Source organism: Streptomyces sp. NEAU-W12 (genome assembly GCF_026242095.1).
In the GTDB taxonomy this organism is placed as follows: Bacteria; Actinomycetota; Actinomycetes; order Streptomycetales; family Streptomycetaceae; genus Streptomyces.
On the sequence record NZ_JAPJDM010000004.1, the window covers coordinates 60,397 to 83,551 of the forward strand.

Sequence of the window (23,155 nt, forward strand, 5' to 3'; positions counted from 1 at the left end):
CGGCCCTCGACCATGTTCGGGGCCGGCCGGAGCGGACGCGGGTTCAGCGGTGCGGAGCGTCCACCGCGGGGTCGCGCCGGTGCTCACCCGGAAGGAAGGTCACCTGGGGGGCGCCCGTGCGCGGATGGACGGTCACCTCGCCCGCGACCGCGTACACGTCGGCCAGCAGCCGGGACGTGAGGACCTCGGCGGGCGGGCCGAAGGCCACGACCTCGCCTTCGCACAGGACATGGAGGCGGTCGCAGTAGTACGCGGCCAGATTCAGGTCGTGCAGGGCCAGCAGCACGGTCGCCGGCAGCCGGCGCAGCACACCGAGGACGTCCAACTGGTGGCGGATGTCCAGGTGGTTGGTCGGTTCGTCGAGTACGAGCAGGGTGGGCCGCTGGGCGAGGGCACGAGCGATGAGGACGCGCTGGCGTTCGCCGCCCGAGAGCCGGTCGAAGCGGCGGTCGGCCAGATGGAGGGCATCCACCGAGGCGAGCGCGTCGTCGATGACGGCGGCGTCCTCCGCCGTGTCGCCGGCCAGCAGCCGCTGGTGCGGGGTGCGGCCCATGGCGACGACCTCACGGACGGCGAGGTCGAAGTCCGCGGCCGAGTCCTGCACGACCGCCGCCACCGTGCGGGCCAGGTGCCGTGCGGGCATCGACCGGACGTCGGTACCGTCGACGCGGACCGTCCCCGCGACGGGGCGCAGCACGCGGTAGACGGCCCTGAGCAGACTGGACTTGCCGCTGCCGTTGGGACCGACCAGCCCGACCACCTGCCCCGCGGACGCGGTCAGTGACACGTCGCGCACCAGGCGACGTGCACCGGCGGTGAGGGTGACGCCCTCGACGGACAGGTCGGTCGCGGCGCTCATGCCACTCCTCGGTCGGTGTTCCGCCGGGCGTCCCGGCGCATCAGCCACAGGAAGAACGGCCCGCCGCACAGCGCAGTGAGCACACCGACCGGTATCTCCAGGGGCGCCGCGACCGTGCGGGCGGCGATGTCGGCCCAGATCAGGAAGACCGCCCCGGCGAGCGCGGCCGTGGGAAGCACCCGGCGGTGCTCGCCGCCGACGAACAGGCGCACGATGTGCGGCAGCATCAGGCCGACGAAGCCGATCGGGCCGGCCGCCGCGACCAGGGCGCCTGTGACCAGGGAGAGCAGGACGAACATCCGGGCCCGGAAGCGGGCCACGTCCAGCCCCATGGTCGTCGCCGCCTCCTCACCGGCCAGCAGCAGGTTCAGGTTCCGGGCCTGCACCAGGAGAACGCCGATCCCCAGCAGCACCGCCAGCCCCGGCAGCCACAGAGTGTCCCAGTTGACGCCACCGAGGCCGCCAAGGGTCCAGGCGAGCACGGCCCGGGCCTCGTTGCCGCGGTCGGTGGTGAGCAGCAGCAGGTTGAGCACGGCGGTGAGCACCGACGCGATCGCCACCCCCGACAGGACCAGACGCGTCGAGGTGATGCGTCCGCCGGTGCGGGCGGTGGAGTAGACGAGCAGCAGCGCGCCGAGCGCACCGGCGAACGCGGCGGCGGACAGGGAGAGGGGGCCGACGACGCTGACCCCGAAGACGATGACCGCGACCGCGCCGAGGGACGCCCCGGAGGAGACCCCGAGCAGGTAGGGCTCGGCGAGCGGGTTGCGGACCAGTGCCTGCAGGGCGGTGCCCACCACCGCGAGGCCGGCGCCGGTCACGGCCCCGAGCAGGACGCGCGGCGCCCGTACGTCCAGCACGATGGTCTCCCGTGCGCCGGACCAGTCCTGCCGCGTCCAGTCGGCGCCCAGCGCGTGCGTCACGATGCCCCAGACCTGGCCGGGCGGTACCCGGACCGAACCGATGGCCAGGCCCGCCGTCGCGGAGGCCACGAGCAGGACGGCCAGCACGAGCAGGACGCCGGTCATGGCCGTGCGGCCCTCCTCGCGCCCCTTTGCCGAAACCGGGCCGGCGGGGGCCCCGGTGACGGTGCCCGTCACCGGAAGCTCTGCGGATGCAGCCCGCGGGCCAGGTCCTCGACCGCGTACGCCGACCGGATACCGATCAGGGTCGCGGTCAGCGGCAGGACGACGAACCGCTCGTTCTCGACGGCGGGCACGTCGGCGAGGGCGGGCTGGGAGAGCAGGAACTCCTTCTTCTGTTCGACGCTGCCGGCGCCGGCGTAGTCGTAGAGGGCGATCACCTCGGGCCGGCGCTCGACCACCTGTTCCCAGGAGACGTCACCGAAGACCTCGTCGAGGTCGGCGAAGACGTTCCTCCCGCCGGCCAGCCGGATCAGCTCGGTGCCCAGGCCCTTGCCGCCCGCGGTGAAGGCGCTCTTGTCGCCGCTGTCGTAGACAAAGACCGGTACCTCCGGCTCCCCTCCGACGGCGGACGCGGCCTCGCCGACCCTGCCCCGGAGGTCGGCGACCAGTTCGTCGGCACGGTCGGACACGTCGAAGATCCGGCCTATGGTGCGGATCTCGGCGTAGGTGTCCTCCATCGTCAGCTGCTTCTTGCCGCAGTACTCGCGGTTGAGGTACGTGTCGATGCCGGCATCGGCGAACGCCTGGCGGGAGCGGCCCTCGTTCTCGGCGAAGGCGCTGCCGTAGCCGCCGTAGACGAAGTCGGGTCCGGTGTCGAGGATCTTCTCGAACGACGGTTCCCTCTCGGCGAGTTCCGGTATCGCCTCGAAGTCCTCCCTCAGGTTCGGCAGGACGGCCGAGTCGGGGAAGGCGGTGCCCACCATGCGGTCCTTCAGACCGAGGGCGAGCATCAGTTCCGCGGGGTGCTGGTGGACGGTGACCACCCGGGACGGCGGTGCGTCGTACGTCGTGCGCACACCGCAGTTGTCGATGGTGACGGGGAAGCCCTCGGCCGCGGCCGCGGTGGCCCCCGCGTCGCCGGTGCCGTCGCCGGACGAGCCGCAGCCGGCGGTCAGCAGGGCCGCCGACAGCGCGACCGCCGCGGCCGTCGTGCGAAGGGACCGGCGCTTTCGCGCAGGGGTGAGCAGGGGAAACACGTGAAGCCTCCTGGAGTCCGCGCTCCTCGGGACGGGCCCGCGACAGGCCAGTGTCCTGACTCCCGGATCGACGTTCCCCCCGCCTTCCCGCGCGGTGCGCAGTGGCGTGTCGGAGGGGCGCTCCCCGGTCACAGTGGCGGGACCGTGCCGGATTCGCACCGGCTTCCTGTCTCCCGTCGCGGCGATGACCACGTGATACTACGTTTCCCTGGGGCGGGGGCGAAAGGGCGTACGGGATCGGCCGTACGCCCCCACTCCCGTCAGGTCTCGCGGACAGCCCGCAGGACGAGCCGCTCGGCGTTCTCGTCGTAGGGACGGCCGTCGAAACCGCCGAAGACCTCCACGCGGGCGAAGCCCGCCTCCTCGGCCATGCGGCGCAGCTCCACCGCGCTGTACACGAACCACACCAGGGTGGCCCGCGTGACCCGCTCTCCGCGGACCAGCACCCAGTCGCTGCGCAACCGGGCCCAGTCGTCGAGCACGGTGTCGGTCTGCACCATCAGGTCGTCACCGCGCCGCACCACCTTGGGCGGGGCGACCCTGCGGGCCAGCAGTTCCTTGCCCGCCAGGTCCAGGACCAGGACGCCGCCCGGGACCAGGCAGGAGTGCATGGTGCGCAGCACGCGTACGTTGTCGTCGGGATCCTCGAAGTACCCGAACGACGTGAACATGTTGAGGACGACGTCGAAGCCGTCCGGCGCCTCGTACCGGCGCGCGTCGGCCCGTACGTAGGCGACCCGGGCGCCGGCGTCGGCCGACCGCTTGCGCGCCCGGTCCAGCATGGCCGGGCTGAGGTCCACTCCGGTCACCTCATGACCGCGGCGGGCGAGCGGCACGGTGAACACCCCCGGACCGCAGCACAGGTCCAGCACCCGCGATCCGGGCGGGAAGGACAGCAGGGGAGAGGTGTCCAGCAGCTCCTCGGCCTGCCGGTGGCGCTGCTCGGAGAAGAGGAAGTCGTGGAACTCGGTCCAGAAGTCATCGTCCTGGAACCCACCCGTCCGTGTCATGCCGCGTCAGCGCTCCTTCGTCGTTTCCGTGGGAGAGGTGCCGCTGTGGCCTGCGGTGGCGCAGCGGCAGGAGCAAAAGGGGAAGCAGGAGGCACTGAGCGGCGGCCAGGAGCCAGAACGAGCCGGTGTCCCCGGCCCGTTCGCCGAGACCGTACAGTTGCCCGCCCAGCAGACCGCTCGCGCAGGCGCCCAGGCCCGCGGCCAGCCGCTGCTGACCGAAGACCACGGCGTCGGAGCGGGCACTTCGGCGCAGTGCCTCCAGGTCGTTCTTCAGGAACAGCACGATGTCGCCCAGGGTGATCAGCGCACCGCCCGCAAGCAGTGCCGCACGGGTGCCGATCGCCAGGAGGGCCAGCCCGGCCGCCAGCCCCGTGAAACCGACGGCCAGGGCGAGGACGTACGGCGTGCGCCGGATCAGGCCGGAGGCGAGGGGCTGCACGACGACGACCAGCGTGAAGCAGAGCAGAAGCACCAGGCTGTAGAACTCGCTCGAGGCCCGCTCGACGGCGTACACCGCCAGGAAGTGCTGGAAGTGGAAGTAGAGGTAGAACGCCAGCGCGTTGGCGGCGAAAGGCACGACGGCCACACCGGCCAGGAGACCGCTGCGGCCGGTGTCCGGGGTGGAGGTCCCTTTCCCGTCCGCGTCGGGCAGCCGGGCGTGGCCCGCCGTGACCGCGAGGAACAGGGCCGTGACGGCCGCGAACAGCCAGCCGGGCGAGGACAGTACGAACGGCCCGGCGACCAGAGGGCCCACGGCCATGCCCGCGTTGAGCGCCGCGTTGCCCGCCGACAGGAACGCCGGACGACGTTCGTCGTCCACGCCGTGCACCAGGTACGCCTTGTTGGCCGGCAGGTAGAGCGCGGCGCCGCAGCACGTCAGGATCAGCGCGCCGACAGCCAGCGGCGGCCAGCGCAACGCCATCAGCAGGCCGACGAAACCGGCCGTGCGGACCAGGAGCGCCCACAGCATCGTGCGGCGCAGCCCGATCCGGTCCGCCAGCGCCCCGCCCACGATGCCGCCGGAGAACTGCACGAGGGAGGCCACGGCGAGGACGGCGCCGACCGCGCCGAGATTCATACCGAGCCGTTCATGCAGGAAGACCGACATGAACGGCAGGACCATGAAGCTGCCGAGCGGAATCAGGAAGGAGCTGAGCAGCAGGAAGCGCGGCGGGCCGTCGAGCGGGAACAGCCCGGTCCGCGGGCCCGCCTCCCGCGCGGTGCGGTCAGCCACCGGAGACCTTCCGTCCGGCGCGGTCGGGGAACGGGTGGGTGAGCACGCGCAGGGCGTTGGCCGCGGCCACCGCCCGGTGTGTGGCGAGCTCGGCCGTCTCGGCCTCGGCGTAGACGATGCCCGCGTACCCGCGGCTGTCGCCCAGGTGCTCGACGGGGTCGCCGATCCGCTTGACCGGGTACCAGGCCGGCGCTCCCGGCATGTCCGCCAGGCGGTCGAGCCCGGCGACCCCGGTGAAGACGCCGGGTGCGGCCGGGTACCCCAGGACGAAGGCCACGGCCGGACCACCGGGCGGCGCGGCGTCGATCAGGCGGGGCCGGCGGCCGAGAGCGGTCTCGACCATCGCCTCGTACACGTTGATGCCGAGCGCCCGGCACATGCCCTCGCCGACCAGCGCGCCGCCGATCCGGGGATTGACCTCCACCACCTCCGGGCCGTCGGCGGTCAGCACGAACTCGACGTGTGCGAAGCGGTCGGTGTACCCCAGGGCGGCCAGCACCTCACCGAGCCACTCCTCCAGCGACGCCCGCAGGTCCTCCGGGAGGGCCACGGGGAAGGCGGTGATCTCCTCACGGAAGTGCGGTTCCGGTGACATGAGTCTGCTGGCGACGCCGAGCAGGCGGGTGCGGCCCGCCCAGGTGAGGGTTTCGGCGCTGTACACCGGGCCGCTGAAGTAGGGCTCGGCGAACAGCCGGCCCTTCAGGTGCCGCCCGGCCGCCTCGCCCAGGGCGGCGTCCAGTTCCCCCACGGTCCGGATCAGCCAGACGTTCTGGCTTCCGGTGCCCGCGGTGTCCTTGAGGACCGCGGGCAGTCCGGCCTCCCTGAGCAGCAGTTCCCGTGTGCCGGCCGCGGAGCCGGTGATCTCGACGGCTCGTCCGCGCGTGAGCCCGGCCTCGTGCAACCGGTCGCGTACGGCAGCCTTGTCCCGGGTCAGCCGCAGGACGGCGGGATCGAGGCCGGGCAGGCCGAAGCGGGCGGTGAGGTCGGCTCCGGCCAGGGTCCAGGTGTCGGTGGAACTGATCAGGCCGCGCAGGTCGCGGGTCCGGTGCAGCAGGCCGGCCACCCGCTCCACGTCGAAGGTGTCGGTCTCGAGGACGTCGAGGGAGTCGGCGGGCAGCCGGTCCAGTTCGTACGCGTACCAGGAGGGGTCCCGGGTCAGCAGCAGCAGGCGCTCGCCGAGCGTGTCGGCGGCGCGCACCAGGTGTCCGAGCCCGAAGGTCAGTGACTCCAGGCAGACCACGGTCATACGGCCCGCTCCTTCCCGTGCGCCGGGCAGGCGGTGCGCTGCCACGTCATCCTCGACCAGGGCATGGTCATCTCCTCCGGGGCGCGGACCTCGGCCGGTTTCAGCGCGGCGGGGTCCTGGGCCTCCGTGTGCCGGGCGAAGACGCGCTCGACGTAACGGTGTCCGGTGTCGGCGCCGACGACCAGGTGCAGCCGGTCGGGACGGCGGCGGGCCTCGTGCGTCGCGGCCAGGTAACCGGCGCCTGTGGAGAGCCCGGCGAAGACCGCGTGCTCGCGCAGCAGGGCGACCGCGCCGGACATCGCGTGGGTGAAGTCCATCCAGTGCACGGCGTCGTAGAGGTGGTGGCGGACGTTGTCGAAGACGATGGACGACCCGATGCCGGCGATGATGGCTTCGGGGTCGTGGTGGTCCTGGCTGCCGAAGGTGACGCTGCCGAAGGGCTGGACGCCCACCAGCCGGACAGAGGGGTCCGTGACCCGCAGACGTTCCACGATGCCGCCCGTCGACGCTCCCGACCCCACCCCGCCGACCACGGTCAGCGCGGTGCCCGGAAACGCCGCCGCGATCCGGTCGGCGACCTCGTGGTAGCCGAGGTAGTGGACGTCGTCGTGGTACTGGCGCATCCAGTGGAGGTCGGGGCGCCCGGCGAGCATCTCGCGCACCCGGCGCACCCGGAACTCCTGGTCGAGTCCGAGATCCCGTGAGGGCCGGACCTGTTCGACGGTGGCGCCGAGAATCTCCAGCTGGGCGAGCGTGGTGGCGTCGACGGTGGTGGACGCGACGATGTGACACCGCATGCCGTACCGGTGGCAGGCCAGTGCCAGCGCGTAGGCGTAGATGCCGCTGGAACTGTCGATCAGGGTCTGCCCCGGTCGGACCGTGCCCTGCTCGAGCAGGTGACGCACGGCGGTGAGCGCCGAGTAGATCTTCATGGACTCGAACCGGAGCAGGACCACTCCGTCGGCGAGCCGTACCAGGTCCGGAATTTTCAGGGCGTCGGCGATGTGGGGGTGGATCACCCGTAGCCTCCTTGGGCGAATGAGCACTGGTGGCCGAGCGAGTGGAAGAACGCGGACAGTTCGGACTTGACGTCGGCGTCCAGGCGCCGGGTGAAGAGGTAGCCGATCAGACAGCCGGTGTGCGCGACGAAGACCCCGTCGGCGCCGAACCGCTCGCGGTGGGCGAGGAGGCTGCCGAAAGCCGCCTTGGGCAGCACATCCTGGGATAACGTGGCGCTGACGGTCGCCGCACGGGCGACGGCGGCCGGGTCGCCCGAGGAGAAGCCCTTGAGGAGGTCGGTCAGGCACCGCTCGTACTCCTCCCCGCGTCGCCGGTAGTGCTCAAGCAGTCGTCCGGTGACGGCATGGGTGTCCACGGTGCCGGGCTCGGTGACGAAGGCGGTGTGGAAGCCGACGTCCGTGCCCAGCCTCCTCACCACCCGGTGCCGGCCGCTGAGGTGCAGCGCGAACTCGTCCAGGAAGACGCTGTCGGTGCGTTCGATCGCCGCCAGGATCCCGAGCACCACGTCCCCGTCACAGGGCAGAGAGAAAACGTGGAAGAGGCAGCGCAGGGTGGCCACGATGTCCGCGGTCGAACTGGCCATTCCCACGCCCACCCGCAGGTCGGAGTACGCGCTCCACTCGCCCGGCGGCAGGGTGAGGCCGTAGTGCTCCAGGAAGAGCCGGGCCGCGGCCACCGCCTTCTCGCCGAGCGGTGGTGGCTGCGGCGGACCGGCCGCAGCCCCCGGGGTGAAGTACACCCAGGAGTGGAGGTTCACGGGAAAGGACACCACCGCGATGTCCGGATCGGCACCTGCCCGCAGCGGTCCCTGGTACAGCTCGCCCAGGGTGCCGTGGCAGACACCGGACAGGGTGCCGCGGCCCGGCGGCCCCTGTTCCCCCCGGTCGCGCACGGCCGGGGCCGGCCCGGCCCGTCGCGGTCCGCCGGGCGGCGAGGCGTTCGTGAACCGGCACAGCCGGTGGGCGCTCGCTGGGTCACGCACGCGTTCTCCTCCGTCCCGAGCCCTGCACACCGGAAGGGAAGGAGGCGCGGTCACACGCAAGCCGTGCGACGTCCGCACCGCCGACCCAGTCCACGAGGTCACCGTGCACAGCCCGCGCATGACGCACGGGCGCAGCGGCAGGTTTTCGGACTCGTGGGCGCGCCCGCCGGACATCCGCGGACACCTACCGGCCGTCACTTCCCCGGCCCTGGCACGGGCCCAGTGTCGTTTGACGGCGTTCGTTCCCACTCACCGCTGCGGGACAGTCCCGGATTCCCACCGGGTTCCCTCTTGCGTCGCGCCACCGGACGTCCGGGCGGACGGGCGGCGCGAACCGGCTGCGCGGATCAGCGTAGAGGCACCCGCGCCCCGGCGACAGTGGGGGAACGGCGGTTGTCCTGAATGCGAGTGGTGCGGCAGCCGGGGCGGGGGAGCCGGGCGGTTGCGCGCGCGGGCTGTGCGGCGGTGGCGGATCCGCGGTGCCCACCGGGCCCGGTGAGGAGCCGGGGACGGCGGCCCGCAGCGGACCGGTGAGCTGCCGGCCTTCGCCGTCGCTCCGGGCTCTGGCCGGATCGGGTATCGGTGATGTGCCGTCCCCTCAGCCAGACTGGTTGCCCCACGACACACGCGCACCAACCCTGCGGTGCCAGTGCCCGGGAGGCCCCGATGCTGTCAGACGCGAATCCGGACGAAGACGGGACCGCCGCCCGGCCGGGACGAGAACGCCCGCCCGCCGACCGTGTCGCCCTGCGGGGTGATCTGCGCTCCGCGCTGCCCGACGCCACCGCGGCGGTGGTGGTCACGGCGGCCGTGTTCGTGTTCCTGTACGTGCGTGTGGGCTCGGGCGATTCCGACACGGTCGCGGTCATGCCGTTCATGGCCGACGCCGGTACCTACTGGATGTACCTGCTCAGCCAGGCGTTCGGGTGGTCGGGCCTGCTGTGGGCGTGGGGCACGGTGATGCTCGGACTGCTGCTGTCCGGACCGCGTCCCGCCCGGCTGCCGGTCTCCCGGCGGGTGCTGGAACGCTGGCACCGCACCACGAGCCTGACCACGATGGCCCTGATGCTCGCGCACGCGCTGATGTTCGCGGCGGAACTCGTCCGCTACGAGGCGGAGTCGGGCTGGGCCGAGCGGCTGTGGGCGGGCTTCGCGGACAGCTTCGTGCCGGGCTGGTACGACTCCGGGACCGGCAGGGTCGCCATCCCGCTCGGCCAGGGCGCCCTGTATCTGGCGATCCCCCTGGGCCTGTTGTTCTACGTCCGGCACCGCATCGGAGCGAACGCCTGGCGACGGCTGCACCGGTTCGTCGTCGTCGTGTACGTGCTGAGCGTGTGGCACACCCTGCTGTACGGGACCAACGTCTGGTACGGGGGGTGGCCGCGCACCGTGCTCTGGCTGCTGCAGCTGCCGGTCGCGGTACTCCTGCTGCTCCGGTTGCTGCGGCCGGCCCGCAGGGCCGAGCAACTGGGCACGCCCCGGGGACGCGGGGGGGTGGGCCGGCCGGCCTGGGCGGCGCGGGCGGGTGGACGGCTCGCAGCCGCAGCGGCCGTCGTCGGACTCCTTGTCGTCGTGGTGTCCGGCCGCGACGGAGGACGGGACCGTCCGGCCGAGCCGCCCGCGACGGCACCGCACGCCCAAGAGACGGAATGACGTTCCCGTCCGCGCACGACCCCGACGACCCGACGCGCACCGCGCGTTTGGCCCGGCCCGATTCCGTGAGCACCGCGCACGCCCTGTCCGCCCGGCCGGCCACCTCGGGGACGAGGACGGAGGCCACCGTGGTGCGAGAGCCCGCGCGATGCCATGATGGCCGACGACAAGGCGACGGCGGAACGAGGAAGCCGGTGTGAATCCGGCGCGGTCCCGCCACTGTGATCGGCGAGCGAGCCCCGCACATGACCACTGCCCGCACCAGGGTGGGAAGGCGCGGAGCGCGCATCGACCCGAGAGCCAGGAGACTCACGCGGTCGCCTCCTCGACGTGTCACCGGGGCGGATCTCCCCGGAAGAGAGGAACGATGCCGCATGCCTGACGGCGTGAGCAGGGCCGAAGCGACGTCCGTCGACGTCGCGGCCTCGGAGCCCGCCCCGGCGCCCTGCCGAGTGGTCGTGTGCAGGGACTGCTGCTGTGGCAGCCCGAAGGTGACCGGTGTCGACCACGCGGCGCAGACGGCGCGCCTGCGCGCGGAGGTACCGGTACGGGTGTCCGCGTGCCTGGACGTGTGCGAACAGGCCAACGTCATCGTCGTCCAGCCCTCCGCGGCGGGCCGGGCCGCCGGCGCCCGGCCCGTCTGGCTCGGACTGGTCAACGACCCGGACGCCACCGAGGACATCGCCGCCTGGGCACGCGCCGGCGGACCCGGCGTAGTGCCCCCACCGGACATCCTCGACCTGTACGCCATCACGCCGCCGCGACGGCGTACGGCTTCCTGAGACCGCGCTCGCCCCCTCACCGGCCCTGCGCCGGTACACCCGCCGGAAAGGAAGCGCCCCGACATGACCGAACATGCCCGGGCCTCTGCCGGGGCCGTCGCCGCGGCTCTCCAGGACGTGGCGGCCCTCGGCGGTTTCTTCGCCGTGCACGTCGGTGGCCGGGACGAGGGCTGGCATCCGCTCGACCACTCCTATGCGAGGGGCTTCACCGACCTGGCCGAGGCCGTGGCGCACCGGCACCACACCCGCGAACCGCGGATCGACGTGTCCATCGCCCACCTCGGACACGCGGCACGCCTGTGGTCCCCCGCCCTCGCTTGCGCACTGCTGCACGGGATCGTCCCGGACCTGACGGAACTGCAGCGTGCCGACGACGGACCGGCCCTCCGGCTGCCCCGCCCCGCCGGCTGGCACGCCGAGCGGCTGCCCGAACCCGCTCTCGCCCTCAACGAGCAGGTGATGGGCCATCTGCGAGGGCTCGCGGCCGGACTCCGCGTCAGGATCGCTCCGCGCCTGCTGGACGGGAACGCCGCCTCCGCACTCGTCGGGGCGGCCCATGCCCTGCTGAGGGCCCGCCCCGGGCTGCGCGAGCCGCTGACCGGCCTCACGACCGAGCTGCTGGGTACCGGACGGCTCGCGGGCACGGGAACGATCACCGGGCCCGATCTCACGTTCCGGCGCCGCAGTTGCTGCCTCTACTACCGTGCACCGAACGGCTCGAAATGCGGTGACTGCTGCCTGGCCGGTCGGGACGGGCCATGAGGCGAGCCGCAACCGGAGCGCCGCACCGGCCCACCGGCTCCGCGCAGGCCGGCGTTCCGGCAGGGGTGGACCACCCCGCACGGGGCGGGGCGGACCCCGGTGACGCCGGGCCTCCACGCGTCCGCCGTTTCCTCCCGGTGACGCCCCGTTGACAGAGTGCGGCGCGGATCCCACAATCAGTGCCGTGACCACACACCGGTTCAACACGACGACGGGGCCTCTGCGCGTCCCGGACCGAATCGGCTGTGAACGCTCCGGTCGATAACCGGCTGCCTTTGAGCCGCAGGCTCGACGCACCCCGACCCTGAAACCGGACCGCGCTCCCGTCCTTGCGGCGGACGCCCCGGACATCACCGCCCCGGCCGTCCCGGCCGTTTCCAAGGCCGTCCGCACGCCCGTCTCCCGCGGACGCCGGACACCGCGGCGAAGCGCAGACACGAGAAGGAGCACTTCATGACCGTCACGCACGCTGGTCCGGCCGTCGGCCTGCGCGAAGCGCGCATCCCGCAGGACGGGATGCACGAGGGACGGCGCACACTGCGCCGGCTGCCCGAGGGGCAGCAGGAACGCCCCTACGAACGGTTCGACGTCGTCCCGCAGGCGCGCACGATCGGCGCCGAGATCAAGGGCGTCGACCTCGCACGCCCGCTCGGCCCCGGGCTTCACGAGGAACTCAACCGGGCCCTGCTGGAGTGGAAGGTGCTGTTCTTCCGCGGCCAGCACCTCACCTCCGACCAGCAGCGCGCCTTCGCCGGCCACTGGGGCGAGCTGGAGACGAACCCGCTGCTCGCCACCGGTTCCACCGAGGACGTCGTCCGCTTCGACAAGCGTGACCCGGCCACCCCGACCTACGAGAACGTCTGGCACGCCGACGTCACCTTCCGGGAGCGGCCCGCGCTCGGCGCCGTCCTCCAGGTGCGCGAGGTGCCCCCGTTCGGCGGGGACACCATGTGGGCGGACATGGCGGCCGCCTACGACAACCTTCCCCAGGAGGTGAAGGACCGCATCGAGGGCGCCCGGGCCGTGCACGACTTCATCCCCGGCTTCGCCAGGTTCTACGGGCCCGAGCGGCTGATCCCCCATCAGGACCGGTTCCCGCCCGTGGAGCACCCGGTCGTGCGCACCCACCCCGAGACCGGGCGGCGCATGCTGTTCGTGAACACCTCCTTCACCACCCACATCACGGGGATGACCCGCGACGAGAGCGACCGGCTGCTGCGGTACCTCTTCCAGCAGGCGCACGTTCCGGAGTTCCAGGTGCGCTTTCGCTGGCAGCCGGGGGACATCGCCTTCTGGGACAACCGCGCCACCCAGCACTACGCCGTCAACGACTACGGCAGCGGGCGCCGGGTCGCCGAGCGCGTCGCCATCGCCGGCGACCGCCCTTACTGAGCGCCCCTGCCGACCGCCGCTCCCCGCAAAGGCGTGTCCGGTCCCGTGGGGCCGGCGGGTGGCGTGGGCCGGGCGCCGGCCACCCTCCCCCGAAGGTGACCGACGTCCGACCGCTCCCCCGGCGCCGGACAGTGGTCGTGGCGTCCGTCGCAGCGGCCCGGTGCTGCTACCAGCACATGACCGCCGTCTCGCCCGAACCCCGTGCGGAGTACAGGCGGATCCGGACGAAGTAGCGGCGGCCCTTGACGAGCCGGACCGCGAGCGTCGCGTTGTGCGGGGTCCCTCCGTCGTCGTGCCCGGCGAGGTAGCGGGGCTCCCCGTCCCGCTCCTCGAACAGCACGACGACCAGGTCGCCGTCGCCGAAGGTGCCCACCGTGTACGCGCGGGTCTCCACCGGGTCGATGCGGAAGTCGGCCTGTTCGCCGGGGCCGAGGCCCAGCGGTACCGAGCGGAACGGCACCAGCGCGGGCGGGCCGGGCCGTTCGGCCGGGGGATACCGGCCGAGGGCGAACTCCTTGTCGGCCGCGGACAGGGAGCCGGGCGGATGGACGCCACCGCGGTACTGCTCCGGTTCCAGGATCAGCCCCGGCGCGAAGGCGTACCCCATGATCGAATCGGCGTCCCAGACAGGGCCGTTGACCTCGTTCGCGTCCAGCTGGCGCAGGATGTTGCGATGTGTCCGCTCCCGGCTCCAGTGGTTGGGCGGGCCCGCGAGCTCGGCGTACACGGCCTCCTCGTCCCAGTGGAGACCGGCGCGGGGACTCTGGTGCTCGTGCAGCATGCCCAGGGCGTGCCCTGTCTGGTGCAGGGCCGTCCCGCGCTCCCCGGACGCGGTCAGGTCCCAGCCGAAGTTCATGGTGCGCTCGTGCACACCGGCCAGGAGCGCCTCCCTGCCCACGGCCGACCAGGAGCCGCCGCCGGACTGGAAGCCGATGCGCAGTTCCGCCTCCGAGCGGTCGCGGACCTCGGTGAAGGTGAGCCCGATCCCGAGGTCCTGCCACTCCGCGAAGCACGCACGCACCACGTCCTGCTGCTTCTCGGCACCACCCCACGACACCCAGCGGGTCCGGCCGGTGCCCGGCACGGGAATGACCGACCCCTCGAGGTCGCCGTGGAAGAAGAAGTAGTGCAGCACGGTGCCGTTGACCCACATCCGCCGCCCGGCCGTCAGCGCGCCGAGCCGCTCGGCGGCGAGCCCCGGCGCGAAGGCGGGGGCGGGCTGCCGCGGCAGCGAGCAGTAGCGAGGGGGCATGGCCGACAGGGTGCCCCACGCAGGGCCTTGGGCGCCTGAGTCGGGGTCTGCTCGACCCGCCCTGTATCAGGGGTGAGCATCCCCGCTCCTGTTGCCGTGACGACTTTCCCGGGAAACACGACCACGCCGTACGAGCACGAGAGGGACAAGGCGTCGTACGCCAGGGACGCGGTGGCGCCGGAGCCCCTGCCGGTCTGGCCGTTCACCGGCCGTGAGGACGAACTCCGGCTGATACGGCGCTCGCTGACCGGTGCCCGGCGCGGCCTCGTGGTGACCGGGCCGGCGGGGTGGGGCAAGACCCGGCTCGTGACCGAGGCCGTCCGCGGTACCGGCTGCGCCGGGGTCGCGGGAACCCCGCAGGCCCACCGGATGCCGTTCGCCGCCTTCGCCCCGCTGCTGCCGGAATCGGTCACCCTGCACCGCGCGGTCCGGCTCCTTTCCGGAGCAAGGGCCTTGCTGGTCGACGACGCCCATCTGCTCGACGACTCCTCCGCCGCCCTGGTCCACCAACTCGCCGTACGGCCGGACACCCGGCTGCTGGTCGTCGTCACCGACGGGGCCCCCGTACCCGCCGCGGTGTCCCGGCTGTGGACCGGTGAACTGCTGCCCCGACTGGCCCTGGAGCCACTGCCCCGCGAGGAGAGCGCACCGCTGGTCGCGGCGGACCCGGACGGTCGGCCCCTGGAGCCGCTCACCGTCGACCGGCTGCACCGCCTCGCCGGCGGTGACCTGCGGCTGCTGCGCGAACTCCTCGGCGCGCTGCGGGAACACGGGCGGCTCACCCGCGTACCGGGCACCGCCGAGTGGGCCTGGCGCGGCCCGGTGCCGCTCACCCCGGCCGTCCGCGAACGCACCGCCCGCCTGTTCGCCCGTACCGGCCCCGGCGAGCGCGAGACGCTCGACCGCCTCGCCTTCGCCGAACCGTTGCCGGTGAACCCGCAGGGCCCGGACGGTCTCGACCTCGCCGCGCTCGAACGCCTTGAGGGCGACGGACTGGTCCACGTCGACGATCAGGGGATGCTCCGCCTGGCCCACGCCCTGCACGGCTCCGTCCTGCGGGCCGCGGCCGGCAGACTGCGGGCGCGACGGCTGGCCCGCGCCCCCGAGGAGTACGGAGCCGCCCTGGCCGCCGAGTCCGCCGCCCTCACCGCGCTGATCGAACAGGACGACGTCCGGACGGCCCCGGCGCCCGTGGGGGACCGGCTGGTGGCGGAGGGCGCCCCGGTGCCCGCCGAGTACGCGGCGCTGCGGGCCCGGCTCGCGCGGCTGCGGGGCGAGGTGCGGGAGGCTGCCGCATGGGCCCGCGAGGGACTGCGTACGACACCCTCCGGCCCCTCCTGCCAAGCCGAACTCGCCCTCGCCGAAGCACAGTCGGGTGGCACGACAAGGATGCGGAACGCCCCCGGTGCCCCCCACCTGGGCCACCCCTGCCACGACCCCTACGAAGCCGTCCGCCTGGGCACCCCCGAACGCGCCGCCGGGCGGCTCACCGGTGTCTTCGCCGACCATGCCGACGCCCTCGCGCAGGCCGACGGTCCCGCCCTGGACCGCGCGGCAGGGCAACTGGAGCAGCGCGGCTTCCTGCTGTTCGCGGCCGAGGCCTACGCGCAGGCCGCCGCCGCCCACCGCGACCCGGGTGCCGCCCGCACCGCACGCACCCGAGCCATCACCCTCGCCCGCCGCTGCCAGGGCGCCCGCACCCCCGCGCTCGCGGGGCTGGTACTGGGCGAACTCACCGCACGGCAGAGGCAGATCGTCGCCCTCGCCGCCACCGGCCTCAGCAACCGGCAGATCGCCGAACGCCTCACCCTGTCCGTCCGGACCGTCGGCAACCACCTGTACAGCGCCTACACCCGCCTCGGCGCGAGCGGCCGCACCGCCCTGCCCCGGCTGACGGAACTCCGGCCGACGGAACCCCGGTCGGCCGCATCAGGCCTGACGGAGCCCCGGCCGGCCGAACCCCGGGAGGCCCGGCCCGTCTGACCCTCGAGCCCGTCTGACCCTCGTACCCGGCCTTCGAGAACTCCGCTCAGGCCGCGCCGAACGCCGAGAACGACCACCCGGTGGCCCGGTGCACCGCGTCGCCCGGCAGACAGGCCCGCGCGTCGCGCAGGGCCTCCGCCAGGGAAAGGCCCGCGTCGAGCCCCTTGTGCAGCGCGAGCATCAACGGCACCACCGCGGCGTCGTTGACGGGCGCACTGCACGCCACCACGCCCGCGGTACCGAGCGGAAGCAACGCCGTGACCAGGCCCAGGAGTTCGTCCGCGCCCACGCTGGCGAACCGCGCGGTGTCGCAGCAGGAGAGGATGATCCGGTACGGGCTGCGGCCGAGCCGCTCGAAGTCGTGCACGATCAGCGGCCCGTCGGCCATCCGCAGCGAGGAGAACAGGGGGCCGTCCGCACGGAACTCGCCGTGCGCGGCGATGTGTGCCAGCTCGGCCCCGTCCAGTTCCTCCAGGACCCGCTCCACTCTCGCTTCGTCCCCCTCCAGGACGTGCGCCCCGCCGTACCGGCCGGCGAGCTCCGCCACCTCCGCGCCGCCCGTCGCGAGCCCGGGGCCGCGCACCAGCACCTGGCGGCCCCCGGGCGGCGGCGCGGTCTCCCGCGCGCGCAGCCAGCCGCTCGCCGACGGCGACACACTGAACACCCGGTCCCGCAGCGACGGCAGCAGCGCCCACGGCACCCGGTGCAGCCGCCCCGGTGGTACGACCACCAACGGACCGGTGCCCAGATGCGCCGCCGCCGGACCCAGCAGCAGCTCCTCCAGCCGCCCGCCCGCGGCCTCCACCACCGGCAGCCGTGCCTGAGCTCCCGGATGGGCCAGGCGCCGCAGCCCGGCCTGCACATGCTCGGCCTCGGTCTCCGCCGCGGCCAGCCGCCCCGCCTCGAACCGCCGTACCCGCCCCTGCCCGCACAGCAGCACCTGCACCCGCCCGTCGAGCACGGCGAGTTCCACCAGCAGGACGTCACCACCGTCGCTCAGCCGCCGCAGCAGCCTGCCGACGTCGAACCTGTCCCCGACGTCGAACCGTCCCCGGCCGTCGGTCGCCGTGCCGCGCACGTGCAGGGTGCGGGAGCGGATCTCCCGCTCCAGGCGCCGCTGTTCCCGCTCCAGCGCCGGTACGGTCCTGCCGTCCCTCCGCGCCTGTTCCGCGCGGGCGGCGATCTCCCGGTAGGCCGTCATACCGCTGAGCAGCGCCGGGTCGGCAGGGGGCCGGGTGGGCGGCGTGGACAGCGCGGTGGCCCGCCAGCGCTCGCTCCACACCAGCAGCCGCCGCGGCCCGCCCGAGACCAGGCTCGCCCGCTGTGCCAGGGCGGCCAGCTCAGCGCCCTGCGCGGTGGCACGGGCCCGCAGCTCCGACGCGCCCAGCGTCGTCCGGTGGTCGTCGAGCACGTCGAGCCCCCGCCGGCAGGCCTCCAGCACCCCCCGCGCGGACCCGGCCGCCTGCGCCCGCAACGCCTGCGCCGCCCAGCCCGTCAGCCGCGCGAGCGGAGGCCCGCTGCGTCTGCTGCGGGCGGCGACCGCCAGATGCCGCTCGGCGTCCGCCGTCCAGCCGAGGTCCAGCGCGATCCGGCCCGCGAGCAGCGACGCCTCCGGCGCCGTCGGCGCGCCCAGCGCGGCCAGCCGGTCGGCCACCGCGGCCGCCTCCGCCACCAGCCGCCCCGAACCGCGTCCGGCCGAGTGCCGCGCCTCGATCAGCACCAGCCGCGCGTGCGTCTCCCACCAGGTGCGCCGCTGCCCCGCGAACAGCCGTACGGCGAGCGCCGCGCGGGCGATCGCCGTCTGCGGGTCGTCCGTCAGCCGGGCCGCCCGCGCGGCGGCCAGCAGCAACTCCGCCTTGCGGGTGGACTGGCCGCCGATCCCGTCGAGCGCCTTGACCGCAGCGTCCGCCCCGGCCAGCGCCTCGGACGCCAGTCCCGCCGCCATCAGCACCTCGCAGCGCCGGATGTCGAGCATGAACGTCGGCGTGCCGAGCCTGGCGTAGCGTTCCTCCGCCTCGTCCAGCAGCCTGAGCGCCGCCGGGACGTCACCGGAGCGGAACGCGGCGAGACCCCGGCTCTCCACGGCGTCCGCCTTGTCGTGCTCCTGGCCCGTGGTGTCCCACAGCGCCTCCGCCGCGGTGAAGTCGGCCTCGGCCCGTTCCACCGCGCCCAGCGCCAGGTGCACCGTCGCGCGCAGGGTCAGGGCACGCGCCGTCCAGATCACGTCGTCCACCTGCCGCAGCACGGTGATCGCCCGCCGTACGTCCTCCAGCGCCTCCTTGTGATGCCCCAGCACCCACCACGCGTACGCACGCCGGAACAGCACGCGCGCGCGTGTGTGCCCGGTGCACCGCGCGACGCCACGGCTCAGGGCGTCCATGCCCTGCCGAGTGCGCCCCGCGTGCACCAACGCCACCCCGAGGGTGCCCAGGACGTCCGCCTCCCGCTCGGCCGAGTCCGCGCGCGCCGCCCAGTCACGGGCCCGCCGCAGATGGGTCAGGGCCAGCCGCATGTCGCCGAAGTCCCGCTGCCACATGCCGATCACCTGGTGGGCGACGGACGCGTGCAGCGGCGTGGGACGGCCGTCCAGCACCTTCTCCGCCCCCGCCAGGGCCTCGCCCGGGGCGGCGAACACCATCGGCAGCAGTTCCAGCACCGATTCGCTTCCCGCTGTCACCTCATGGATGGTAGTGCTCCGCAACCGCGCCCCACAGGTGTGACGTTGTATCAAACGCCGTTCCCACGACTCTGGTTCACGACGCGCCGTTCCACCGGTGCCGTCGGACGGCGGCACGGCCCGACGACATCGACTCCGCTATCGACTCCGCTCTACGACAGCTCCCGCGGCCCCGGCCGCCCTCGCCCCGGTGGAGGACACGCCATGGCACCCCAGCGATTCCGTGAGCAGTACAGCCAGATCCAGCGCTCCATGCCCGACGTCCCCCTGGCGATCGGCCCGGACGACGCGGGGGAGTTCCTCTACGAGAAGGGCGTCGTGCTCGCCCGCGACGGCGAGGAGGCCCGCCTCGTCGAGGACACCGTGCGGCAGCACTTCACCACCTTCGCCGGACTGACCGCCGACCACGTGCGCCGGGCGGGTCCGGAGACCAACCGCTCGGGCATCACCCGCATCCAGGTCGCCGACCCCGGGCAGGGCGACGGCAGCGGTGACCCCGCCGTGGCGGGCGCCCTGCGCGCCCTGCGGGAGCCGGAGGGCCGCACCGGCCGACGGCTGGTCAGCCGCAACCACGTGGTGTCGATCGCCGTCAACGCCTGCCCCGGTGACGAGCCCGTCCCCGTGGGGGCCGACGCGCAGCCCAACCCGGCCGTCGCCGACGGCGCACACGCCGGCACCGGCGCCGGCACCGACGCCGTCGGTGTGCTCGTCATCGACACCGGCCTCATGAACGACTACCGGTCCTACCCGCTCCTCGCCCGCACCCGGGGCGACGCCCAGGTCGAGGAGTGCGGGGAGGACGGCGTCCTGAGGCAGTACTGCGGTCACGGCACGTTCATCGCGGGACTCGTCGCGGCCGTCGCCCCCCACACGGACATCACCGTCCGCGGCACCCTGAACGACGCCGGTGCCATCCTGGAGTCCGAGTTCGGCGAGAAGCTGTTCGAGGCCGTCGACCAAGGCGGCTGGCCCGACGTCATCAGCCTCTCCGCCGGCACCTCCAACGGCCGCACCGACGGCCTGCTCGGCGTCGACGCCTTCATGCGGGAACTGAGGCGGCAGCGCACCCTGCTGGTCGCCGCCGCCGGCAACAACTCCAGCGCCACGCCGTTCTGGCCCGCCGCCTACGCCGACCTCCCCGGCTTCGAGAACGCCGTCCTGTCGATCGGCGCCCTGCGGGGCGACGGCGACTTCGGCGCCTGCTTCAGCAACCACGGCGCCTGGGTGAGGGCCTACGCACCCGGAGAGCGCCTCACCAGCGCGCTCACCGGCTTCGAGACCCCCGTGCCGTACGTGTACCAGCACTCCACCTACGACGCCTGCCGCTACGGCTTCGGCTACGCCTGCACCTGCAGCCACCCCCGGCACACCGGCGTCCTCAGTGAGGAGGGCGGCTCCGGCAAGCCGGACCAGGTGATGTTCGAGGGCCTCGCCCAGTGGAGCGGGACCTCGTTCGCCACCCCCGTCGTCGTCGGCATGGTCGCCGCCCACATGACCGCGCGGGCCGAGACCGACCCGCGCAAGGCCCGGCAGCAGCTGATGGACGCGAACGGCGACGTCGCCGAGGTGCGCGGGGCGAACGTACCGGCGCTCGTCCCGGCCACCTGGCGTCCCACGCCGGTCGCGCTCCCCTCCGCCCGGACATGAGGTCCAAAACCGTCCCCTCCGCGGCGTACGATGACGTGCCGTACACGAGGGGTGGGGACGTGGACCGTAGTGATGTCGGCGCGTTGGTCCAGTCCGCCGTCGGCGGCGACGCGGCGGCCTGGAAGGCGATCGTGGAGGGACTGGGCCCCCTGGTGTGGTCCGTGGTGCGCGCCCACCGGCTCTCCGACGCGGACGCGCACGAGGTCTACCAGACGGTCTGGTTCCGCTTCGCACAGAACCTGGGGCGCATCCGTGAACCGGAGAAGACCGGGGCCTGGCTGGCCAGCACGGCGCGGCACGAGTGCCTGAAGGTGCTCAGGAACGCGCGCCGGCTGACCTTGACGGACGACCCGCAGCTTCTGGACAGGGTCAGCGAGGACGGCACGCCGGAGCAGTCGCTGCTGGAGTCCGAGGAAGCCGCGGTCCAGAGCGAACGGGTACGGCGGATGTGGCAGGAGTTCGAGGAACTCGGCGACCGGTGCAGGCAGTTGCTGCGCGTGCTGATCGCCTCGCCGCCGCCCAGCTATCAGGAGGTGTCCGCCGCGCTCGGTATCGCGGTGGGCAGTATCGGGCCCCTGCGCCAGCGCTGCCTGCGCCGGCTGCGGGCCCGGATCGAGGCGCGGGGGGCGATGTGAACGGCATGAACGGGATGGACGGGATGGACGGGATGGACGACGGTCCCGGCGACGGCGCGCTCGACGAGCACCCCGGGGCGGCGGATCCCGCCGCCGCGGACGCCGCCGACCCGCTGGAGGAGGAACTCCGGCAGGCCGCCGCGGTCCTGGACCCGCTGCCGCCGGCGCTGCTGCAGATCGCGGTGGACGCCTACGCGCTGCACGACCTGGACGCCAGGGTGGCCGAGCTGACCTTCGACTCGCTGGTCGACGCCGTCCCGGTCAGAGGCGCCGAGGACCCGCCGCGGATGCTCACCTTCAGCGTGGGCGAGATGACCGTGGACGTCGAGGTGACCGCGCACGGCCTCATGGGGCAGCTGCTGCCGCCCCAGCCGGCCCGGATCGAGGTGCTGGGCGGACCGCGGCCGGGCTCCTCCCTCGTCGCCGACGACATGGGCCGCTTCACCGGCGCCACCCCGCCCGCCGGCCCGTTCGCCCTGCGCCTGCGGACCGCAGGGGACGTGGTCGAGACGGAGTGGCTGCGCACCTGAGCCGTACCGAGGACCGGGCACCGCCGGCCCTGCGCCGTACGCCGCGCACGACCGGGTGGCGGGCGGGACCGCGCCCGGTCAGCGTGACACCGCGTCCACCAGGGCCCCCAGGGCCGAGGCGAGGTGCCGCAGGCCCGGCCCCGCGGGACCGCCCGGCTCCGTCATGTACGTGTCCCGGCGGATCTCCACCATCAGTGCCGTCACCTCCGCCCGCTTCCCGAAGAACTCCAGCGGTACGTACGTCCCGGCGAACGGGCTGTCGAGTCCCGTCTCCCCGCAGGGCGCGAAGGCCTCGAGGGCCGCGTCGAGCAGGCCGGCCGGCGTGTGGAAGGCGTCGGTGCCCAGGCAGACCGGCGGCCGGGGGCCCTCGCCGTGAAGTTCGTAGGGCAGGGGTGCGGTGGGGTAGGAGTGGACGTCGATGATCACGGCCCGCCCGGTGGCCGCCAGACGGTCCGCCACCGCCCGGGTCATGGCCTGTGCGTACGGACGGAAGTACCGCTCGATCAGCGGCCCGTGCTCGAACCCGTCGGGCCGCAGGGCCTCCTTGTGCGTGGTCCGGGTGTAGACCGCGCCCATCCCGGACGCCAGCATCTCCTCCCGTTCGTCCGGGAACCGCTCGGGATCGATCACCAGTCGGGACAGTTCGTTGACGAACCGCCACGGAGTGATCCCGGCCGCCCCGGTGGCGGCCCCGGCGATCGCGGCGGTGTGCGCGTCGGTGATGTGGTCCAGTTCCCGTTCCAGCGCCGCGTCGCCCAGCACGATCCCGGACCGCACCTCGGCCGGTATCTCCCGTGAGGAATGCGGCACATGGAGGATCACGGGGGAGTCCCCGGCACCGGGGAGGAGACGGAAGGGCTGCGGGGCGTGCGGGGCCTCGGGGGGGTGCGGTACCGGCGGGACATCGGTCATACGGCTGCTCCAGGGGCGTTGTCAGTGGTGCACGGCAGGATCAAGGTGCCACACACCACTGACAACGCAGCGACGCACCGAGACCGAGGACCGATCCCATGCCCCTCACCAACGCACAGGTCACCGCCCATCCGTTCCTCCGGGACCTGTACCGGGACGGGTACTACCCGGACCACGTCGTCGACCGGGGCCGCGACGTCCTGCTCGCCCTGTGCGCGCGGATCGAGGCGGAGCGGCCCGTCGGCCTGCCCGCTCTCCACCTCCTCACCCACGCCGCGACCGAGGAGGTCAACGACCTGGAGACCGCGTTCGTGGAGGCGGGCAGCGAGATCGAGACGGTGGCCCGTGAGGCGATAGCCGGGGACTTCTGGTTCGTCGCCCAGGCCTACGGGTTCACGGACGCCGACGTGGAGGAGCTGATCGCCCCGCGCGAGTGGTGAACCGACAGGGGCGGCCG

The 23,155-nt window shown here is 73.5% G+C and carries 20 protein-coding genes and 3 riboswitches; of the genes, 9 read left to right on the forward strand and 11 right to left on the reverse strand.

The genetic code is table 11. The features are described 5' to 3' along the window. Positions 1-43 precede the first annotated feature (43 nt). The 8 genes from ORI94_RS06480 to ORI94_RS06515 form a co-directional block, all read right to left on the reverse strand. Positions 44-859 carry an ABC transporter ATP-binding protein gene (locus tag ORI94_RS06480; protein WP_266073356.1) on the reverse strand — a complete coding sequence of 272 codons (816 nt, stop codon included), beginning with the start codon at positions 857-859 and terminating at the stop codon, positions 44-46. Continuing rightward, on the reverse strand, positions 856-1,959 hold the full coding sequence (locus tag ORI94_RS06485; protein WP_266073360.1) for a FecCD family ABC transporter permease: 1,104 nt from the start codon (positions 1,957-1,959) through the stop codon (positions 856-858). Before ORI94_RS06485 ends, ORI94_RS06480 begins: the two co-directional genes overlap by 4 nt. Then, the gene (locus ORI94_RS06490) at positions 1,956-2,972 is read right to left on the reverse strand and encodes an ABC transporter substrate-binding protein (protein WP_416237788.1); all 1,017 of its coding nucleotides are present in this window, start codon (positions 2,970-2,972) and stop codon (positions 1,956-1,958) included. Before ORI94_RS06490 ends, ORI94_RS06485 begins: the two co-directional genes overlap by 4 nt. A 39-nt stretch (positions 2,973-3,011) precedes the next feature. Further along, positions 3,012-3,186: riboswitch (cobalamin riboswitch) on the reverse strand. A gap of 55 nt (positions 3,187-3,241) precedes the next feature. Then, positions 3,242-3,991, reverse strand: a complete 750-nt coding sequence (locus tag ORI94_RS06495; RefSeq protein ID WP_266073365.1) for a class I SAM-dependent methyltransferase — start codon at positions 3,989-3,991, stop codon at positions 3,242-3,244. Continuing rightward, positions 3,960-5,225, reverse strand: a complete 1,266-nt coding sequence (locus tag ORI94_RS06500; protein ID WP_266073367.1) for an MFS transporter — start codon at positions 5,223-5,225, stop codon at positions 3,960-3,962. The genes ORI94_RS06495 and ORI94_RS06500 overlap by 32 nt, the downstream gene beginning before the upstream one ends. Continuing rightward, entirely contained in the window at positions 5,218-6,471 is a 1,254-nt protein-coding gene (locus ORI94_RS06505; RefSeq protein WP_266073369.1) for an ATP-grasp domain-containing protein, read from the reverse strand. Before ORI94_RS06505 ends, ORI94_RS06500 begins: the two co-directional genes overlap by 8 nt. Continuing rightward, positions 6,468-7,490: a cysteine synthase family protein gene (locus ORI94_RS06510; RefSeq protein WP_266073370.1), complete on the reverse strand. Its 1,023-nt coding sequence runs from the start codon at positions 7,488-7,490 to the stop codon at positions 6,468-6,470. The genes ORI94_RS06505 and ORI94_RS06510 overlap by 4 nt, the downstream gene beginning before the upstream one ends. Then, a complete protein-coding gene (locus ORI94_RS06515; protein ID WP_266073372.1) occupies positions 7,487-8,473 on the reverse strand; it encodes a hypothetical protein in 987 nt (328 codons plus the stop codon). Before ORI94_RS06515 ends, ORI94_RS06510 begins: the two co-directional genes overlap by 4 nt. Before the next feature lie 135 nt (positions 8,474-8,608). Then, positions 8,609-8,780, reverse strand: a riboswitch (cobalamin riboswitch). A gap of 359 nt (positions 8,781-9,139) precedes the next feature. Between ORI94_RS06515 and ORI94_RS06520 the strand changes: the two genes are divergently transcribed. The 4 genes from ORI94_RS06520 to ORI94_RS06535 all read left to right on the forward strand — a co-directional run bounded on the left by ORI94_RS06520 (position 9,140) and on the right by ORI94_RS06535 (position 13,062). Beyond that, positions 9,140-10,126 (forward strand): ferric reductase-like transmembrane domain-containing protein, encoded by a 987-nt coding sequence (locus tag ORI94_RS06520; RefSeq protein WP_266073374.1) that lies wholly within the window; start codon positions 9,140-9,142, stop codon positions 10,124-10,126. 181 nt (positions 10,127-10,307) lie between these two features. Further along, positions 10,308-10,437, forward strand: a riboswitch (cobalamin riboswitch). Between the two features lie 63 nt (positions 10,438-10,500). Continuing rightward, positions 10,501-10,908, forward strand: a complete 408-nt coding sequence (locus ORI94_RS06525) for a (2Fe-2S) ferredoxin domain-containing protein (protein ID WP_266073376.1) — start codon at positions 10,501-10,503, stop codon at positions 10,906-10,908. Positions 10,909-10,971: 63 nt separating this feature from the next. Further along, a complete protein-coding gene (locus tag ORI94_RS06530) occupies positions 10,972-11,670 on the forward strand; it encodes a (2Fe-2S)-binding protein (protein WP_266073378.1) in 699 nt (232 codons plus the stop codon). Positions 11,671-12,123: 453 nt separating this feature from the next. Next, positions 12,124-13,062, forward strand: coding sequence for a TauD/TfdA dioxygenase family protein (locus ORI94_RS06535; protein ID WP_266073380.1), 939 nt, complete (start codon positions 12,124-12,126; stop codon positions 13,060-13,062). 166 nt (positions 13,063-13,228) lie between these two features. Here the strand turns inward: ORI94_RS06535 and ORI94_RS06540 are convergent, their stop codons facing one another. After that, on the reverse strand, positions 13,229-14,314 hold the full coding sequence (locus tag ORI94_RS06540) for a M12 family metallopeptidase (RefSeq protein ID WP_266073382.1): 1,086 nt from the start codon (positions 14,312-14,314) through the stop codon (positions 13,229-13,231). Between the two features lie 96 nt (positions 14,315-14,410). Here ORI94_RS06540 and ORI94_RS06545 point away from each other — a divergent pair, with 96 nt between their 5' ends. Next, the gene (locus ORI94_RS06545; RefSeq protein ID WP_416237786.1) at positions 14,411-16,297 is read left to right on the forward strand and encodes a LuxR C-terminal-related transcriptional regulator; all 1,887 of its coding nucleotides are present in this window, start codon (positions 14,411-14,413) and stop codon (positions 16,295-16,297) included. Positions 16,298-16,343: 46 nt separating this feature from the next. Here ORI94_RS06545 and ORI94_RS06550 read toward each other — a convergent pair whose 3' ends face one another. Beyond that, complete coding sequence (locus tag ORI94_RS06550; RefSeq protein ID WP_266073597.1) at positions 16,344-18,935, reverse strand: CHAT domain-containing protein; 2,592 nt, start codon at positions 18,933-18,935, stop codon at positions 16,344-16,346. Positions 18,936-19,178: 243 nt separating this feature from the next. Between ORI94_RS06550 and ORI94_RS06555 the strand changes: the two genes are divergently transcribed. The 3 genes from ORI94_RS06555 to ORI94_RS06565 are packed head-to-tail and all read left to right on the forward strand — an operon-like array spanning position 19,179 to position 21,786. Further along, the gene (locus ORI94_RS06555) at positions 19,179-20,621 is read left to right on the forward strand and encodes a S8/S53 family peptidase (protein ID WP_266073384.1); all 1,443 of its coding nucleotides are present in this window, start codon (positions 19,179-19,181) and stop codon (positions 20,619-20,621) included. 59 nt (positions 20,622-20,680) lie between these two features. Further along, complete coding sequence (locus ORI94_RS06560; RefSeq protein ID WP_266073386.1) at positions 20,681-21,256, forward strand: RNA polymerase sigma factor; 576 nt, start codon at positions 20,681-20,683, stop codon at positions 21,254-21,256. A 5-nt stretch (positions 21,257-21,261) separates the two neighbouring features. Beyond that, positions 21,262-21,786: a hypothetical protein gene (locus ORI94_RS06565; RefSeq protein ID WP_266073388.1), complete on the forward strand. Its 525-nt coding sequence runs from the start codon at positions 21,262-21,264 to the stop codon at positions 21,784-21,786. 78 nt (positions 21,787-21,864) lie between these two features. Here ORI94_RS06565 and ORI94_RS06570 read toward each other — a convergent pair whose 3' ends face one another. After that, positions 21,865-22,698: an N-formylglutamate amidohydrolase gene (locus ORI94_RS06570; RefSeq protein ID WP_266073390.1), complete on the reverse strand. Its 834-nt coding sequence runs from the start codon at positions 22,696-22,698 to the stop codon at positions 21,865-21,867. 98 nt (positions 22,699-22,796) lie between these two features. On the opposite strand from ORI94_RS06570, the gene ORI94_RS06575 reads away from it, so the two are divergent. Next, positions 22,797-23,138, forward strand: a complete 342-nt coding sequence (locus ORI94_RS06575) for a DUF5713 family protein (RefSeq protein WP_266073392.1) — start codon at positions 22,797-22,799, stop codon at positions 23,136-23,138. Positions 23,139-23,155: the final 17 nt, after the last annotated feature.